Origin of the sequence: Mycolicibacterium diernhoferi, from assembly GCF_019456655.1 — a bacterium.
GTDB lineage: Bacteria > Actinomycetota > Actinomycetes > Mycobacteriales > Mycobacteriaceae > Mycobacterium > Mycobacterium diernhoferi.
In genome coordinates this window covers 1,161,993-1,178,768 of the sequence record NZ_CP080332.1, presented here as the reverse complement: position 1 = coordinate 1,178,768, position 16,776 = coordinate 1,161,993, and the positions used below count along the sequence as shown (strand labels likewise).

General features: G+C 65.3%; 12 protein-coding genes. 2 read left to right on the top strand and 10 right to left on the bottom strand.

Features of this window, described 5'->3' with window-relative positions:
• Positions 1 to 45: 45 nt before the first annotated feature.
• Positions 46 to 1,056: a glucose-6-phosphate dehydrogenase (coenzyme-F420) gene (fgd, locus tag K0O62_RS05590; protein WP_220045492.1), complete on the bottom strand. Its 1,011-nt coding sequence runs from the start codon at positions 1,054 to 1,056 to the stop codon at positions 46 to 48.
• 10 nt (positions 1,057 to 1,066) lie between these two features.
• Positions 1,067 to 2,179: an LLM class flavin-dependent oxidoreductase gene (locus K0O62_RS05585; protein WP_079244247.1), complete on the bottom strand. Its 1,113-nt coding sequence runs from the start codon at positions 2,177 to 2,179 to the stop codon at positions 1,067 to 1,069.
• Positions 2,180 to 2,447: 268 nt separating this feature from the next.
• On the opposite strand from K0O62_RS05585, the gene K0O62_RS05580 reads away from it, so the two are divergent.
• On the top strand, positions 2,448 to 2,909 hold the full coding sequence (locus tag K0O62_RS05580; RefSeq protein ID WP_073859731.1) for a MaoC family dehydratase: 462 nt from the start codon (positions 2,448 to 2,450) through the stop codon (positions 2,907 to 2,909).
• A 49-nt stretch (positions 2,910 to 2,958) separates the two neighbouring features.
• Here K0O62_RS05580 and K0O62_RS05575 read toward each other — a convergent pair whose 3' ends face one another.
• The 8 genes from K0O62_RS05575 to rpoB all read right to left on the bottom strand — a co-directional run bounded on the left by K0O62_RS05575 (position 2,959) and on the right by rpoB (position 16,255).
• Positions 2,959 to 3,516, bottom strand: coding sequence for a carboxymuconolactone decarboxylase family protein (locus K0O62_RS05575; RefSeq protein ID WP_073859732.1), 558 nt, complete (start codon positions 3,514 to 3,516; stop codon positions 2,959 to 2,961).
• A 13-nt stretch (positions 3,517 to 3,529) separates the two neighbouring features.
• Positions 3,530 to 4,297 carry an enoyl-CoA hydratase family protein gene (locus K0O62_RS05570; RefSeq protein WP_073859733.1) on the bottom strand — a complete coding sequence of 256 codons (768 nt, stop codon included), beginning with the start codon at positions 4,295 to 4,297 and terminating at the stop codon, positions 3,530 to 3,532.
• Positions 4,294 to 4,797: a pyridoxamine 5'-phosphate oxidase family protein gene (locus tag K0O62_RS05565; RefSeq protein WP_234800314.1), complete on the bottom strand. Its 504-nt coding sequence runs from the start codon at positions 4,795 to 4,797 to the stop codon at positions 4,294 to 4,296. The genes K0O62_RS05570 and K0O62_RS05565 overlap by 4 nt, the downstream gene beginning before the upstream one ends.
• A gap of 60 nt (positions 4,798 to 4,857) precedes the next feature.
• Positions 4,858 to 6,129 carry a bifunctional 3,4-dihydroxy-2-butanone-4-phosphate synthase/GTP cyclohydrolase II gene (locus K0O62_RS05560; protein WP_073859736.1) on the bottom strand — a complete coding sequence of 424 codons (1,272 nt, stop codon included), beginning with the start codon at positions 6,127 to 6,129 and terminating at the stop codon, positions 4,858 to 4,860.
• A 38-nt stretch (positions 6,130 to 6,167) separates the two neighbouring features.
• Positions 6,168 to 7,361, bottom strand: coding sequence for a thiolase family protein (locus K0O62_RS05555; protein ID WP_073859738.1), 1,194 nt, complete (start codon positions 7,359 to 7,361; stop codon positions 6,168 to 6,170).
• A 172-nt stretch (positions 7,362 to 7,533) separates the two neighbouring features.
• Complete coding sequence (locus tag K0O62_RS05550) at positions 7,534 to 8,304, bottom strand: SDR family NAD(P)-dependent oxidoreductase (protein WP_073859739.1); 771 nt, start codon at positions 8,302 to 8,304, stop codon at positions 7,534 to 7,536.
• Between the two features lie 435 nt (positions 8,305 to 8,739).
• A complete protein-coding gene (locus K0O62_RS05545) occupies positions 8,740 to 12,693 on the bottom strand; it encodes a DNA-directed RNA polymerase subunit beta' (protein WP_073859741.1) in 3,954 nt (1,317 codons plus the stop codon).
• A gap of 67 nt (positions 12,694 to 12,760) precedes the next feature.
• The gene (gene rpoB / locus K0O62_RS05540) at positions 12,761 to 16,255 is read right to left on the bottom strand and encodes a DNA-directed RNA polymerase subunit beta (protein WP_205870631.1); all 3,495 of its coding nucleotides are present in this window, start codon (positions 16,253 to 16,255) and stop codon (positions 12,761 to 12,763) included.
• A gap of 301 nt (positions 16,256 to 16,556) precedes the next feature.
• On the opposite strand from rpoB, the gene K0O62_RS05535 reads away from it, so the two are divergent.
• Entirely contained in the window at positions 16,557 to 16,727 is a 171-nt protein-coding gene (locus tag K0O62_RS05535) for a hypothetical protein (RefSeq protein ID WP_165637069.1), read from the top strand.
• Positions 16,728 to 16,776 lie beyond the last annotated feature (49 nt).

The window sequence follows — 16,776 nt, the reverse complement described above, 5'->3', positions numbered from 1 at the left end:
CGCCGCGGATCACCGCGGCGGCAGAATGGGCCGAACCACCGAACCTCAGCCGAGTTTGCGCAGCCGTGGTTCCAGATCGGACCTGAACAGCTGCAGGAAACGGCGCTGGTCATGCCCGGGGGCATGGAACACCAGATGGTTCAGACCCCACTTGACGTAATCGGCGACCTTCTCCACCGCCTCGTCGGGATCCGACGCCACGATCCAGCGCTTGGCCACCTGCTCGATCGGCAACGCATCGGCAGCCTTCTCCATCTCGATCGGATCATCGATGGAATGCTTCTGCTCCGCGGTCAACGACAACGGCGCCCAGAACCGGGTGTTCTCCAACGCCAACTCCGGATCGGTGTCATAGGAGATCTTGATCTCGATCATCCGGTCCACATCCTCGGGATTCTTGCCCGCCGCCTCCGCACCCTCCCGCATGGCCGGCATCAGCTTGTCCTTGTAGAGCTCCTCGCCCTTGCCCGAGGTGCAGATGAACCCGTCCCCGGCCCGCCCGGCGTACTTGGCCACCTGCGGCCCACCGGCGGCGATGTAGATCGGGATACCACCGGAAGGCACGTCATAGATCGAGGCGCCCTTGGTCTTGTAGTACTCGCCGTCGAAATCCACCCGGTCCCCGAGCCACAACTCACGCATCAACCGCACCGCCTCACGCAGCCGGGCATAGCGTTCCTTGAACTCCGGCCACTCGCCCTCGTAGCCGGTGGCGATCTCATTGAGCGCCTCACCGGTACCGATACCCAAAAAGATCCGGTCCGGGTACAGGCACCCCATGGTCGCGAACGCCTGCGCGATCACCGCCGGGTTGTACCGGAACGTCGGCGTCAGCACCGAGGTCCCCAGCTGCAGCCGCTTGGTGCGCTCCCCCACCGCGGTCATCCAGGCCAGCGAGAACGGCGCATGCCCACCCTCATGCCGCCACGGCTGGAAGTGATCACTCACCGTCGCGCTGTCCATGCCGTGCGCCTCAGCCTCCACGGCCAATTCCACGAGTTCACGCGGCGCGAACTGCTCCGCCGACGCCTTGTATCCCAGTTTCAGTTCAGCCACGGCAGCCCGCTCAGACCGCGGCGGCGTTGACGCCGTATTGGACACCCAGGTCGCCGCCCACGTCCTTGGCCTTCAGCACCGGCAGCACGTGCTCGGTGATCAGGTCGAAGTTCTTGTCCGCCACCTCACGCGACATCCCGCCGTAGGACGGGACGATCGCGATACCGCCGGCATCGATGCGGTCCACATACGACATCAGCTTCTCGGCGACCTGATCCGGTGTACCCCACACCTGCAGATCGGCCAGGAAGTTCGCGAAACCGTCGACACCGTGCTTCTCGATGTTGCGGGCCAGGTTGCCGTAGTACTCGTAGCCTTCGATCTTCTCGAACCCGACATTGTCGAACTCGTAATGCTTCACCGTCGACAGCGCGTAGCCCTTCAGGTACTTGTCCCGCATCTCCTGCGCGGCCGCTTCGGTCTCACCCACGCCGACGTACACGTTGATCAACGGCTTGGGCGGCTCCTCACCACGCAACTCGTTGTACCGCGCCCGATAGGTGTCCAGATCCGCCTGCACCGTCGGCCACGGCTTCTGCGCAATCACCATCAGACCCACACCCAACCGGGCCATGATGTCCATCGACTCCGGCGACACCGCCGAGGCGAACGTCCGCCCCCGCACCGACGCATACGGCTCCGGACGAATCTCACACCGCGGCTGCTTGTACAACTCCCCGTCGTACTCCATCACCCCGGTCTCCAAGGCATGCAGAATCGCCTCCGAGTACTCCACGAACCGACGCCGCGACTCACCCATCTGCAACCGGAACGCATCGAACTCCACCCGGCCCAACCCACGCCCCAGACCGAGCATCGCCCGACCCTGACTCAGGTTGTCCAGCACCACAAAGCTTTCCGCCGTACGGATCGGATCCTGCCACGGCAACACACTGACGGCAGTGCCCAGCCGCAACGTCTCCGTCTGCCCGGCAATCCAGGCCAACAACTGCGGCACATTCGGGGTCAACATGTAATCGGTGAAGTGATGCTCCGGCATCCACAGCGAGTCGAAACCCACCTTCTCCGCCAACTGGGCGTACCGCAGTTCGCCCTTCATGACCTCCCGGTCGGGACTGGCGTTCCCCAGATTCTGGATATTCAGGTTCAAACCCACATGCATCTCAACCAACTCCTCACTCGGAACTCGACAACCGGCTTTCTTCCGACCGGTCGGTATGTAAGACGCATGCTACGTGCCACCGCTCGAAAGGTAAAGAGTCTGCGCAACTCTGGGGAACCACACGTCGACACGTCCGGTGAGCCGACGATGCGGAGGCCACATACCGATTGGTACTTTGGGCGCAGCCCCTGGGCCCCGAGCGCAGACCGCCGGCCGGGCCCGGGCGGCTCCCCCGCATCAGAGCAGAGACGAGAGGCGCCCACCTGCCATGAAGACCTTCCATTCGATCGACGAGATCACAGCCGCAGTCGGAGAAGACCTCGGCGTCACCGACTGGGTGCAGATCGATCAGCAGCGGGTGAACGCCTTCGCCGAGGTCGCCGGTGACGACCAGTGGATCCACGTCGACGTCGAGCGCTCCCGCAACGAGGGCCCGTTCGGCGAAACCATCGCGCACGGGTTCCTGACCCTGTCCCTGACGTCCTGGCTCGGTAGCCAGATCTTCAGCATCGACACCCCCCAGGCGCGGCTCAACTACGGGCTCAACAAGGTCCGGTTCCCCAACCCGGTGCGGGTGGGTTCGCGCATCCGCGCCCGCGCCGTGATCGCCGAGGTCAACGACGTTCCGGCGGGCACCCAGGTGATCACCCGGTACACCATCGAGATCGACGGCGAGTCCAAGCCGGCCTGCGTCGCCGACACCATCTCGCTGGTGCTCTCCGGTAAATAGCCCGAGCGGGGCCGGCCTCGCCTCCGGGCGAGGTCGGCCCACTGCGTGATCAGTCCCCGGGTGCCGGATCCAACAATCGGGCCACCGACGGGTCCAACTCCACGCCAATGCCTTTGATGACGAGCGCCAGCATCTGATAGAAGCCGATCAGGACCAGAAGTTCGGTGCGCGCGATGTCGCCCCAAGACTGCAGGCTCGCCCAGGTGGCATCGCTCACCGCGCCCGTCGCCAGCAGTTCGTCGACAAACATCAAGAGCCGCAGATCCTCAGCCGACCAGCTGTGCGGTGCGCCAGGATCCAAGGCTGCCTCGATCTCGGCCCCGGACAGGCCCGCCTTCTCGCCGGCGATCCAGCGGTGCTGGCCCTCCTCATAGGCACTGTTGCATGTCCCGGCCACGCGCAGGATCACGAGTTCGCGCTCACGCAGCGGGATTGATCCGTGCACCATGAAGTAGCCGCCGAGCGCGTTGACGCGCCGCATCAGCTGCGGTTGATGCGCCAGCGTGGCGAAGACGTTGACCGGAGTGCCGTCCGGGGCCTGCAGGGTTTTCGAAAGCGCCTGGCGCTGATCTTCATTGGGTTCCCGGACGGGCTCGATACGGGGCATATCGGTGTGCTTTCTACTGGATCCAGTTCGGCTGTCGTCGTTCGCGGAACGCGGCGATGCCCTCTTGTGCCTCCTCGGAGACGAACAGCCGAGCCGCGCCACGGGCCAAGCGGTCCGCCTTCCGGTCGAATATCTCCAAGATCGGCTCGGTGGTCAATGCCTTCGACGCCCGCAGGCCCTGCGGAGAGCCCAACGCAATGGCCGCGGTCAACTCCGATACCGTCGACTCGACGTCGTCGCTGGCAATGGTCACCAAACCCATATCCGCGGCCTCTTGGGCGCCGAACTTCTCACCGGTGAGGAAGTAGCGGTCCGCTGCGCGTGGTTTCATCTTCGGGAGCAGCGTCATGGAAATGATCGCCGGCCCGACGCCGATGCGGACCTCGGTCAACGCGAAGGTGCTCGCGGGTCCGGCCACCGCGATATCACAGGCAGCTGTCAGACCGAGCCCGCCGGCCCGGACGTGACCATCGATGGCCGCGATGACCGGAACCGGAAGTTCCAGGATCCGCCGCAGCATCTTCACGAAGCCGTCCATGTGACCATCACCGTCAGCCTCCGAGCGACCGCTCGACACCTGGGCGAGATCGACTCCTGCGCAGAAGGTTCCACCGCTGTGGCCGAGCACCACCGCACGCAGTCCGGGATTTCCCAGCACGTCGTCCAGACCGCGGTGCAGTTCGTCGATCAGGGTGGTCGACAGCGCATTGCGATTACCCGGCGAGTCCAGGGTGAACCGTGCCACCGCGCCCTCGACCGTATATGGGACCAGCGTGTTCATTTCACAGAGTTCCTTTCACTCTGCTGCCAAAGATGTGAGGCGACGACACCGTCGGCTCCGCTTCTAACTGACTCGTCCACACCCGTATAGAGAAAGGCGCCGCTGAACCAGCGTTCCGGGCGCATCCGGATCGCCAGTGACCCCGGCTCGAAGACGTCCGCGATGTGCGCCTTGCCCCGCTCCGTGCCGAGATAGCGCACGGCCAGGGCTTCCACCCATTCGCGTTGGGCCGGTTGGACCGTCGTGACCGGGCCCTGCACCGTGACGTACCGGTACGGCAGATCGACTTGCTGCGATGTCAGGGAGAACCGTCGGGCAGCCCGCACCAGCCGGCTCTTCAGCGAGTCGGCGTACGCCCACAACAGCACATCCCCGCCGGGTTCGTATTCGTACCAGACGGGCATGCTCAGCGGAGCGCGGTCGCCCCACTCCACTGCGATGAACGCCATCCGAGCCTCGGCCAGAAACACCATCCGCTCGACCTCGGTCATCGTGGCCAAGGAGTTCCTCCATCACTCGAAACGTCGTCAGGACCAGGCCCGCGGGCCGGCGAAATGCCTTCAGGACCTGGCCAGCCGCAACTGCCGGGTCGGCCGGTAGGTTCGTTCGCGCACATCCAGGCCGGGCAGGTCATGGCCCATCCGGTCCCGTTTCTCGGCCAGATAGCCGATGTTGTGCACATTCGGTGGGACGCAGAGCGGGACCCGCCCCGCGATCTCGACACCTCCGGCCGCAAGTCCCTCGATCTTGTCGGGATTGTTGGTCAACAACCACACCGACTGGACACCCAGGTCAGCGATGATGGCCGCCGCGGCGCTGTACTCCCGCGCATCAGCAGGGAATCCGAGTTCCAGATTCGCATCCACCGTATCGCGGCCGTTGTCCTGCAACGCATATGCAGACAGCTTCGCCTGCAATCCGATTCCCCGGCCCTCGTGACCACGTAGATAGATCACGACTCCACGGCCCAATTCGGCGATACGGCGCAGGGACTCGTCGAGCTGAGGGCCACAGTCGCAGCGCTTCGAACCGAAGACATCTCCGGTCAGGCACTCCGAGTGCGCCCGCACCAGCACCGGCTCTTCGGTGCTGATGTCGCCCATCACCAAAGCCACATGGTCGTTGCCGTCCACCAGGGAGCGGTAACCCACTGCGGTGAAGTCGCCTACCGAGGTCGGCAGCTTGGTCTGCGCACCGCGCTCGATCAACCGCTCATTGCGCACGCGGTACTGCACCAGTTGCTCGATCGAGATCATGGCGAGGCCGTGCTTGTCGGCGAAGTCACGCAACTGCAGACCCCGCTTCATGGTGCCGTCGTCGTTGACGATCTCAACCAGGATGCCGACCGGATGCAGACCGGCCGCCCGCACCAGGTCCACGGCTGCCTCGGTGTGACCGCGGCGCACCAGCACGCCACCCTCGCGGGCCCGCAGCGGGAACATGTGCCCCGGCCTGGTGAGTTGATTCGCCGTGGTCTGCGGATCAGCCAGCAGTCGCGCCGTCACCGCCCGGTCGGCGGCCGAAATACCGGTTGTCACACCGGCAGCGGCGTCCACCGACACGGTGAACGCGGTGCTCTTGGGGTCCTGGTTCACCGTCGTCATCGGCGGTAGCAGCAACAAGTCGGCGACCTCGTCGGGCATCGGCACGCAGATCACACCACTGGAATGGCGCACGGTGAACGCCATCAGCTCCGGGGTTGCGGACTGGGCAGCGAAGATGATGTCACCCTCGTTCTCGCGCGACGCATCGTCCACCACTACGACAGGTTTTCCCGCCGCGATGTCGCTGATCGCCCGCTCGACCTCGTCGAGTCGCACGGTGTCCTGCATGGTGTTCTCCCCTGTCTCGGCCGGCGACCGCTGAATGCCTAGTTCGTGGCGTCCATGCGCTCGAGGATCAAGGCGTTCGCCATACCGCCGGCTTCACACACGGTCTGCAACCCGAGCCGTCCCCCGGTGTCCTCGAGGGCATGCAGCATGCTGGTGAACAGCCGGCAGCCGGTGGCGCCGAGCGGGTGCCCGAGAGCGATCGCCCCGCCCCGCGGATTGAGGCGGTCTGGGTCGGCGCCGAGTTCACGCAGCCAGGCCAGCGGTACCGAGGCGAACGCCTCGTTGACCTCGAAGTGGTCGATGTCGTCTACGCTCAATCCGGTGCGCTCCAGCAGCTTTCGGGTGGCCGGGATGGGCGCGGTCAGCATCATCAGCGGGTCGTCGCCACAGGCATACATGCCGCGCACCGCGGCACGTGGCCGGAGCCCGAGCTTCTCTGCCATCCGGTCGGAGGCGATCAGCACCGCCGAAGCTCCGTCGGTGAGCTGTGAGGAGTTGGCCGCCGTGGTGGCCCACTGCGTCCCCTCGAAGCGCGCCTCATACTCGTCGGTGCGGAACACGGTGGCCAGCGTGCCGATCTTCTCCGCGGTCGTACCGGGCCGGATGGTCTCGTCGCGCTCGACAACCACCCCGTCGGGGCGCGTCACCGACACGATCTCGCGGTCGAACTGCCCGGCCGCCACGGCCGCCGCGGCCTGCCTGTGTGAACGGACGGCAAAGGCGTCCAAGTCATCACGGGTCAGACCCCACTTGGTGGCGATGAGTTCGGCGGCGACGCCCTGCGGGATCAGCCCGGGTGCGTAGCGTTCGTTGACTCCCGGCCCGAAGATGTCGGCGCCCTGCCGGTTGGAGCCCATCGGCACCCGGCTCATCGACTCGACGCCGGCCGCGATCACCAGGTCGTACTGCCCGGCCATCACACCCTGGATGGCGAACTGGATGGCCTGCTGACCGGAGCCGCATTTGCGCTCGACGGTCACCGAAGGGACATGTTCGGGGTACCCGGCGGCCAGCCAGGCCATCCGCCCGACCGTGCCGGACTGCTCCGAGGACTGGCTCACACAACCGACGATGACGTCGTCCACCAGGCCGGGATCGATGCCGGCGCGGTCCACCAGACCGGTGAGCACCTGCGAGAGAAGCTGCACCGGGTGCAGGTCGGCGAGGGCGCCGTCGGGCCGGGCGCGCCCCATCGGAGAGCGAACAGCTTCGATGATCACGGCGGATTCCATCGGTGAGCAACACCTTTCAGGTGGCGGCGGGGCGCCGCAGGTCGCGGGCCGGACGACCGGGACTAGGAAACGGACCGGTTGGTATGTAAGAAGTTAACTGCGGTCTGCGTCATAGTCAAGAGCGAACGAGAGCGCTCTCCCGCTCAGTCAAGACTCCCCGACCCATGAGCCCTCAGGGCGCCAACCCCACACCGGTGAGCGTTTCCAGTTCAGTCAGTAGCGCGTCCTGAAACTCGGCGTCGGACACGGCGGCCGCGGTAGGAACAACGGCCTGGTGGTAGAGGAACTTTCCACTGATCCGCACATCCTCGCCGGTGCCGCCGGCCAACCAGGCCTGGGTGACGTGCCCGAGGGACAGGTCGTCCGACGCCTCGGGACCTCCCATGCGCGTCGGCACCCACCCCGGGTCCACGGCGTTGCTGTAGACCGACGGCCACCGCCGCGCGACACCCAGCGCCAGCGCCGCGACCTGCAACTTGCTGTCGCAGTAGGCCTGCACGCCATCCCACCGGCGCTGCGTCCAGTCGATGTCGGCAAGCGACTCGACACCTTGGGCCGCCATGTCACTACTGATGTAGATCAGCCGTTCCGGCCGGTGCATCAGCGCGGTGAGGAGATAGGGGGCAAGGACATTGGTCGCGAAGACCCTGCAATGCCCCTCCGGAGTGGCGATTCTTTCGGGGTCCAGATAGATCCCCGCATTGTGGATGACCGCGTCCATGCGCCCGGCCTCATTAGCTTGGGCGGCAACAGATTCCACCCCTGCCCGGGTACTCAGGTCCCCCACCACCACCCCGGCCATCCGGTGCCCGGCTGCCTCCAGATCGGCCGCACGCTGTGCACTGCGCGCGTGACCGAACACGTCGTGTCCGTCCGCGATGAGGGCCTGCGCCGCTGCGAGGCCGAGACCGCCGACCGACCCGGTGATGAGGATGCGCGCCATGGTGGGCCTTTCCGAGCATTCGTAGATCAGAGTGACTGTTCCGCGGTGGATCGACGAGCCTAACCGAACTCTCGAACGTGCGTTCCCGGCGGACTTTCTCACGGATCGCCGCAGAGGTCTCCCATAGCCGACGGCCCGAGAGTTCTTGCATGGACGGACCGTTCGTGGGCAGCGAGGCGTTGACGACGGGCGCGCTGACGTCGCACGCGCTGCGCACCCGACACAGGCCCGTCCACCCGAACGTCCACCTGTCCCGTGATGTGACCTATGAATGCGACATCCCGCGACTGGAGCGGTTGATCCAATTCGGCTGGATGATCATCGGGGTCACCGCCGCCGACTACGCGGACAGCGTGTTGGCCCGCCCTGCCCCAGCCTGGAATTCGCGAACGAAAAAGGCCCCCGCTCGAGAGCGGGGGCCTTTTCCGAGACGAACTAGCGGTAGTCCGAGTATCCGTAATCGTCCAGCGGCACGGCAGCGCCGGTGTTCTGGCCGAAGTCCGGGCTGTAGTACTGATCCTCGTAGGACGGGATCGTGTACGCGGCAGCGCGGGCCTCTTCGGTCGGCTGCACCTGGATGTGTCGGTAACGGTTGATACCGGTACCGGCCGGGATCAGCTTGCCGATGATCACGTTCTCCTTCAGACCCTGCAGCTTGTCGCTGCGGCAGTTGATCGCCGCATCGGTCAGCACGCGGGTGGTCTCCTGGAACGACGCCGCCGACAGCCACGAATCGGTGGCCAGCGATGCCTTGGTGATACCCATCAGCACCGGACGGCCGGCCGCGGGCTCGTTGCCCTCGGCGACAACCCGACGGTTCGCGGTCTCGAACTCGGCGCGCTCGGTGAGCGAGCCGGGCAGGAACTCCGTTGCGCCCGAATCGATGATGGTCACGCGGCGCAGCATCTGCCGGACGATCACCTCGATGTGCTTGTCGTGGATGGACACGCCCTGGGCCCGGTAGACCTCCTGGACCTCCCGGACGAGGTGGATCTGCACCTCGCGGGGACCCTGGACACGCAGCACCTCGTGCGGGTCGGCGGCACCTTCCATGAGCTGCTGCCCGACCTCGACGTGGTCGCCGTCGGAGAGCAGACGCTCGGTGCCGTCCTCGTGCTTGAACACCTTCAGGCGCTGGCGACGGGTCAGCTTGTCGTAGACGACTTCCTCGCCACCATCGTCGGGAACGATGGTGATCTTGTAGAACTTGTCGGTCTCCTCCAGCTGCACCCGGCCGGTGACATCGGCGATCGGGGCCTTGTTCTTCGGCACGCGGGCCTCGAACAGTTCCTGCACACGCGGCAGACCACCGACGATGTCGGCGCCACCGGTAACACCACCCTGGTGGAAGGTACGCATGGTCAGCTGCGTACCGGGCTCACCGATGGACTGCGCGGCGACGATACCGACGGCCTCGCCGATGTCGACGAGCTTGCCGGTGGCCATCGAGCGGCCATAGCACATGGCGCAGACGCCGGTGCCCGTGGTGCAGGTCAGCACGGAGCGGACCTTCACCTCGGTGATGCCGGCGGCCAGCAGCGCGTCGATGGCCGGGTCACCCAGGTCATGTCCACGCGCGACGACGACATTGCCGCTCTCGTCCACCGCGTCGGTGGCCAGTGTGCGGGCGTATGCCGAGGTCTCGATGTGCTGATCGCGCACCAGGGTGCCGTCATCCTGCTTCTCCGCGAGGGTGACGTTGATACCGCGCTCGGTCTCACAGTCGGTCTCGCGCACGATGACGTCCTGGCTCACGTCCACCAGACGACGGGTCAGGTAACCCGAGTCGGCGGTACGCAGAGCGGTGTCGGCCAGACCCTTACGGGCACCGTGGGTGTTGATGAAGTACTCCAGCACGGTCAGGCCCTCGCGGAACGAGGACTTGATCGGACGCGGGATGTACTCACCCTTCGGGTTGGTGACCAGACCCTTCATGCCTGCGAGGGTGCGCGTCTGGGTCAGGTTGCCCGTGGCACCGGACTTCACGATCGTGATGATCGGGTTGTCCTCGGGGTAGTAGGCCTCCAGGGCCTTACCCACCTCTTCGGTGGCCTGCTGCCAGATCTTCACCAGTTCGCCGTTGCGCTCGACATGGTTGAGCTTGCCGCGCTGGTACTGCTTCTCGATCGCGTCGGCTTCGCTCTCGTAGCGCTCCAGGATCTCCGCCTTCTGCGGCGGCACGAGCACGTCGGCCATCGAGACGGTGACACCCGAACGGGTGGCCCAGTGGAAGCCGGCGTCCTTGAGCTTGTCCACGGTCTGCGCGACGACGATCATCGGGTAACGCTCGGCGAGATCGTTGATGATCGCGGCCTGCGCCTTCTTGAACATCTGCGCGTTGACGAACGGGTAGCCCTTGGGCAGCAGCTCGTTGAAGAGCACGCGGCCCAGCGTGGTGTCCGCGATCCAGGCGTCGCCGAAGTTCCAGCCCTCGGGGAAGCGCTCGGCCTCGATGTCGGCCGGCGGACGCTGGGTGGTCAGCCGCACCTTGATCTTGGCGCGCACGCTCAGCGAACCACGGTCCATGGCCATGATGGCCTCGGCCGGGCTGCTGTAGACGCCGGTCTCCGGCTGATCCGTGGCGGCCGGGGTGTACTCGCCTGTGTCACCGGCGATCTCGGTGGTCAGGAAGTACAGACCGGTCACCATGTCCAGACGCGGCATGGCCAGCGGGCGGCCCGACGCGGGAGACAGGATGTTGTTCGACGACAGCATCAGGATGCGAGCCTCGGCCTGCGCCTCCGCGGACAGCGGGAGGTGCACGGCCATCTGGTCACCGTCGAAGTCGGCGTTGAACGCCTCACACACCAGCGGGTGCAGCTGGATAGCCTTGCCCTCCACCAGCTGCGGCTCGAAGGCCTGGATACCCAGGCGGTGCAGCGTAGGTGCACGGTTCAGCAGCACCGGGTGCTCGGCGATGACCTCTTCGAGGACATCCCACACCTGGGGACGCTGACGTTCCACCATGCGCTTGGCGCTCTTGATGTTCTGCGCGTGGTTCAGGTCGACCAGACGCTTCATCACGAACGGCTTGAACAGTTCGAGTGCCATCAGCTTGGGCAGACCGCACTGGTGCAGCTTCAGCTGCGGGCCGACGACGATGACCGAACGGCCCGAGTAGTCGACGCGCTTACCGAGCAGGTTCTGACGGAAGCGACCCTGCTTGCCCTTGAGCAGATCCGACAGCGACTTGAGCGGACGGTTGCCCGGGCCGGTGACCGGCCGGCCACGACGGCCGTTGTCGAACAGCGCGTCCACCGACTCCTGAAGCATGCGCTTCTCGTTGTTGACGATGATCTCGGGCGCGCCCAGATCGATCAGTCGCTTGAGTCGGTTGTTGCGGTTGATGACGCGGCGGTACAGATCGTTGAGGTCGGACGTCGCGAAGCGGCCACCGTCGAGCTGAACCATCGGGCGCAGCTCCGGCGGGATCACCGGAACGGCGTCGAGCACCATGCCCATCGGCGAGTTGCGGTTCATCTGGAACGCCGCAACGACCTTGAGCCGCTTGAGCGCACGCAGCTTCTTCTGGCCCTTGCCGTTCTTGATGGTGTCGCGCAGCGACTCGGCCTCGGCGTCGATGTCGAAGGTCTCGATGAGCTTCTTGATCGACTCGGCGCCCATGGAGCCCTCGAAGTACTCGCCGTAGCGGTCGACGAGCTCGCGGTAGAGCACCTCGTCCACGATGAGCTGCTTGGGAGCCAGCTTGGTGAAGGTGGTCCAGATCTCGTCGAGCCGGTCCAGCTCGCGCTGGGCGCGGTCACGCAGCTGACGCATCTCACGCTCGCCACCGTCGCGCACCTTGCGGCGCACGTCGGACTTGGCGCCGTCGCGCTCCAGCTCGGCCAGGTCGGCTTCGAGCTTCTGCGCCCGGGCCTCAAGGTCGGCGTCGCGCTGGGCCTCGACGGCCTTCTTCTCGACGACCATTTCGGCTTCCAGCGTGGACAGCTCGTTGTGGCGCATGTCCGTGTCGACCGCGGTGATCACGTAGGCCGCGAAGTAGATGATCTTTTCCAGATCCTTCGGGGCCAGGTCGAGCAGGTAGCCCAAGCGCGACGGGACGCCCTTGAAGTACCAGATGTGGGTGACGGGTGCGGCCAGCTCGATGTGGCCCATCCGCTCACGGCGCACCTTGGCGCGGGTCACCTCGACGCCGCAGCGCTCACAGATGATGCCCTTGAAGCGCACGCGCTTGTACTTGCCGCAGTAGCACTCCCAGTCGCGAGTAGGTCCGAAGATCTTCTCGCAGAACAGGCCGTCCTTCTCGGGCTTGAGCGTGCGGTAGTTGATGGTCTCCGGCTTCTTGACCTCGCCGAAGGACCAGTTGCGGATGTCGTCCGCGGTCGCGAGACCGATGCGGAGTTCATCGAAGAAGTTGACGTCTAGCACGTAACTCCCTTTCCCCTTTCGGGATTTGTAGCCAATGGCTTCTTAGCGCCCGCGGCGGAGCCGCGAATCAAGCCAGATCTTCGACAGAGGCGGATTCGTTACGGGACAGGTTGATTCCGAGGTTGGCAGCTGCGCGCTCCAGGTCCTCGTCGTCACCGTCACGCATTTCGATCGCCGCGCCGTCCGAGGACAGCACCTCGACGTTCAGGCAGAGCGACTGCAGCTCCTTGAGAAGCACCTTGAACGACTCCGGGATACCGGGTTCGGGGATGTTCTCGCCCTTGACGATGGCCTCGTACACCTTGACGCGACCCACCGTGTCGTCGGACTTGATGGTGAGCAGCTCCTGCAGGGTGTAAGCAGCGCCGTAGGCCTGCATGGCCCAACATTCCATCTCGCCGAAACGCTGACCACCGAACTGCGCCTTACCACCGAGCGGCTGCTGGGTGATCATCGAGTACGGGCCGGTCGAGCGCGCGTGGATCTTGTCGTCGACGAGGTGGTGCAGCTTCAGGATGTACATGTAGCCGACCGTCACGGGGTACGGGAACGGCTCGCCGGAACGACCGTCGAACAGCTCGGCCTTGCCCTGCGCGTTGACCATGACGTCACCGTCGCGGTTGGGCAGCGTCGAGCCGAGCAGGCCCTCCAGCTCCTTCTCCTGGGCACCGTCGAACACCGGGGTGGCCACGATGCTGTCCGCGGGGGCGGACAGCATGCCCTCGGGCAGGTTGGCCGCCCACTCGGGTGCACCCTCGATGTTCCAGCCGGCCTTGGCAACCCACCCGAGGTGGGTTTCCAGGATCTGGCCGATGTTCATACGACGGGGCACACCGTGGGTGTTCAGGATGATGTCCACCGGGGTGCCGTCGGGCATGAACGGCATGTCCTCGACGGGCAGGATCTTGCCGATGACGCCCTTGTTGCCGTGGCGTCCGGCGAGCTTGTCGCCGTCGGAGATCTTGCGCTTCTGGGCCACGTACACGCGGACCAGCTCGTTGACGCCGGCGGGCAGCTCGTCGTCATCCTCGCGGGAGAACACCCGGATGCCGATGACCTTGCCGGACTCGCCGTGCGGCACCTTCAGGGAGGTGTCGCGGACCTCGCGGGCCTTCTCACCGAAGATGGCACGCAGCAGACGCTCCTCCGGGGTCAGCTCGGTCTCGCCCTTCGGGGTGACCTTGCCGACCAGGATGTCGCCGTCGCGGACCTCGGCGCCGATGCGGATGATGCCGCGCTCGTCGAGATCGGCCAGCACCTCATCGGAGACGTTCGGGATGTCCCGGGTGATCTCCTCGGCGCCCAGCTTGGTGTCGCGGGCATCGATCTCGTGCTCTTCGATGTGGATCGAGGTGAGCACGTCCTCTTCGACCAGACGGTTCGAGAGGATGATCGCGTCCTCGTAGTTGTGACCCTCCCACGGCATGACGGCGACGAGCAGGTTCTTGCCCAGCGCCATCTCACCGTTCTCGGTGCACGGGCCGTCGGCGAGGACCTGACCGGCCTCGACGCGCTGTCCGGTGTCCACGATCGGGCGCTGGTTGGCGCACGTGCCGTGGTTGGACCGGGCGAACTTGCGCATCCGGTAGGTCTGGCGGCTGCCGTCGTCGGCCATCACGGTGATGTAGTCGGCCGAAACCTCTTCGATCACACCGGTCTTGTCGGCGACGATGACGTCACCCGCGTCGATGGCGGCACGCAGTTCCATACCGGTACCGACCAGCGGGGCCTCGCTGCGAACCAGCGGAACCGCCTGGCGCTGCATGTTGGCACCCATCAGGGCACGGTTGGCGTCGTCGTGCTCGAGGAACGGGATCATCGCGGTCGCGACCGACACCATCTGGCGCGGCGAGACGTCCATGTAGTCGACGTCGACGGCGGCGACGAACTCGACCTCGCCACCCTTACGACGAACCAGGATCTTCTCTTCGACGAACCGGTTGTCCCGGTCGATCGGCGAGTTGGCCTGCGCCACGATGTGGCGGTCCTCTTCGTCGGCGGTCAGGTAGTCGATCTGGTCGGTGACAACACCGTCGGTGACCTTCCGGTACGGCGTCTCGATGAAGCCGAACGGGTTGACCCGCGCGTACACCGACAGCGAACCGATCAGGCCGATGTTCGGGCCCTCAGGGGTCTCGATCGGGCACATCCGGCCGTAGTGGCTGGAGTGCACGTCGCGGACCTCAAGACCGGCGCGCTCACGGGACAGACCACCGGGGCCCAGCGCCGACAGGCGACGCTTGTGGGTCAGACCCGACAGCGGGTTGTTCTGGTCCATGAACTGCGACAGCTGCGAGGTTCCGAAGAACTCCTTGATCGCCGCCACGACGGGACGGATGTTGATCAGGGTCTGCGGGGTGATCGCCTCGACGTCCTGGGTGGTCATCCGCTCGCGGACGACGCGTTCCATGCGGGACAGGCCGACCCGGATCTGGTTCTGGATCAGCTCGCCGACGGTGCGCAGACGACGGTTACCGAAGTGGTCGATGTCGTCGACCTCGACGGGGACCTCGACGCCGCCGGGGGCGGTCATCGTGGTCTGGCCCTCGTGCAGACGCACCAGGTACTCGATGGTCGCGACGACGTCCTCTTCGGTCAGCGTCGAATTGGTGATCGGCTGACCGGCGTTGAGGCCCAGCTTCTTGTTGACCTTGTAGCGGCCGACGCGAGCCAGGTCATAGCGCTTCTCCTTGAAGAACAGGTTCTCCAGCAGGGTCTGCGCGGACTCCTTGGTCGGCGGCTCGCCCGGGCGCAGCTTCCGGTAGATATCCAGGAGCGCCTCATCGGTGCCGGCGGTGTTGTCCTTCTCCAGCGTGCCCATCATGATCTCGGAGAAGCCGAAGCGCTCCACGATCTGCTCGCTGGTCCAGCCCAGCGCCTTCAGCAGCACGGTGACCGGCTGACGGCGCTTGCGGTCGATACGCACACCGACGGTGTCGCGCTTGTCGACGTCGAACTCCAGCCACGCACCGCGGCCCGGGATGACCTTGACGCTGTGCAGGTCCTTCTCGGTGGCCTTGTCGATGGACGAGTCGAAGTAGACGCCCGGCGAACGCACCAGCTGGGACACCACGACACGCTCGGTGCCGTTGATGACGAAGGTGCCCTTTTCGGTCATCATCGGGAAGTCACCCATGAAGACCGTCTGGCTCTTGATCTCACCGGTGTTGTTGTTGATGAACTCCGCGGTGACGAACAGCGGCGCCGCGTAGGTCATGTCCTTGTCTTTGCACTCATCCACCGGCGCCTTGACTTCGTCGAAGCGCGGGTCGGAGAAGCTCAGCGACATCGAGCCGGAGAAGTCCTCGATCGGGGAGAGTTCGGCAAGCACTTCTTCCAAGCCACCGACCGGGTTCACGTCGCCGCGCTCGACTGCCTTCGCACGCCAACCCGGCGCGCCGATCAACCACTCGAAAGAGTCGGTCTGAACGTCGAGTAGCCCCGGAACCTCAAGAGGCTCACGGAGCTTGGCGAAGGAAATTCGGTTTGGCGCCCCAGGTACGGAGCTATTAGTGGAATCTGACTTGCTCTGGCTCGAGACTGCCAAGATGCACCCTTCCAGCTATATCTGCATCGGTTTGCCTGGCGTTCTCAAGCCCGGAAGCCTTCCGGACACACGGCACGGTTCTAGATCGCTGAGCAGGGCTCAGGCTAGGTCCACGGTGTCAGTGCGATGAAGGGTGGGCAGGATGCAGCCAGCGCAACGTCCAACAATAGCGCACGACGCTACATTCCTCAACCACGGCAGGTGGGGTGGACCAAGCGCTGGCCGGCAACTCGATTCTTCTCACCCCTCCGTACATCGCTGCCCAACAGACTGGCTCGTTTGCCTCCGTCCGTCAAGAGATAACGCCGTGTCGGCTGTGGAGATTCTGATCATGACCGGTTCGATGACCGGATCGACCGCGCAATTACCCACTGAACTGGCGCAGGAAACACCTTGGCCGCGCAAAGTCGACCTGCCGGCGCCGCCATGGATGTCCATGCGCGGCGTAGCTGTGCGGGTGACATTGCGATCGGGCCGCGGTCGCTGACAGCAAAAGACCGCCCGGGCCGAGGGCCCGGGCGGTCTTTTTGCGGCCT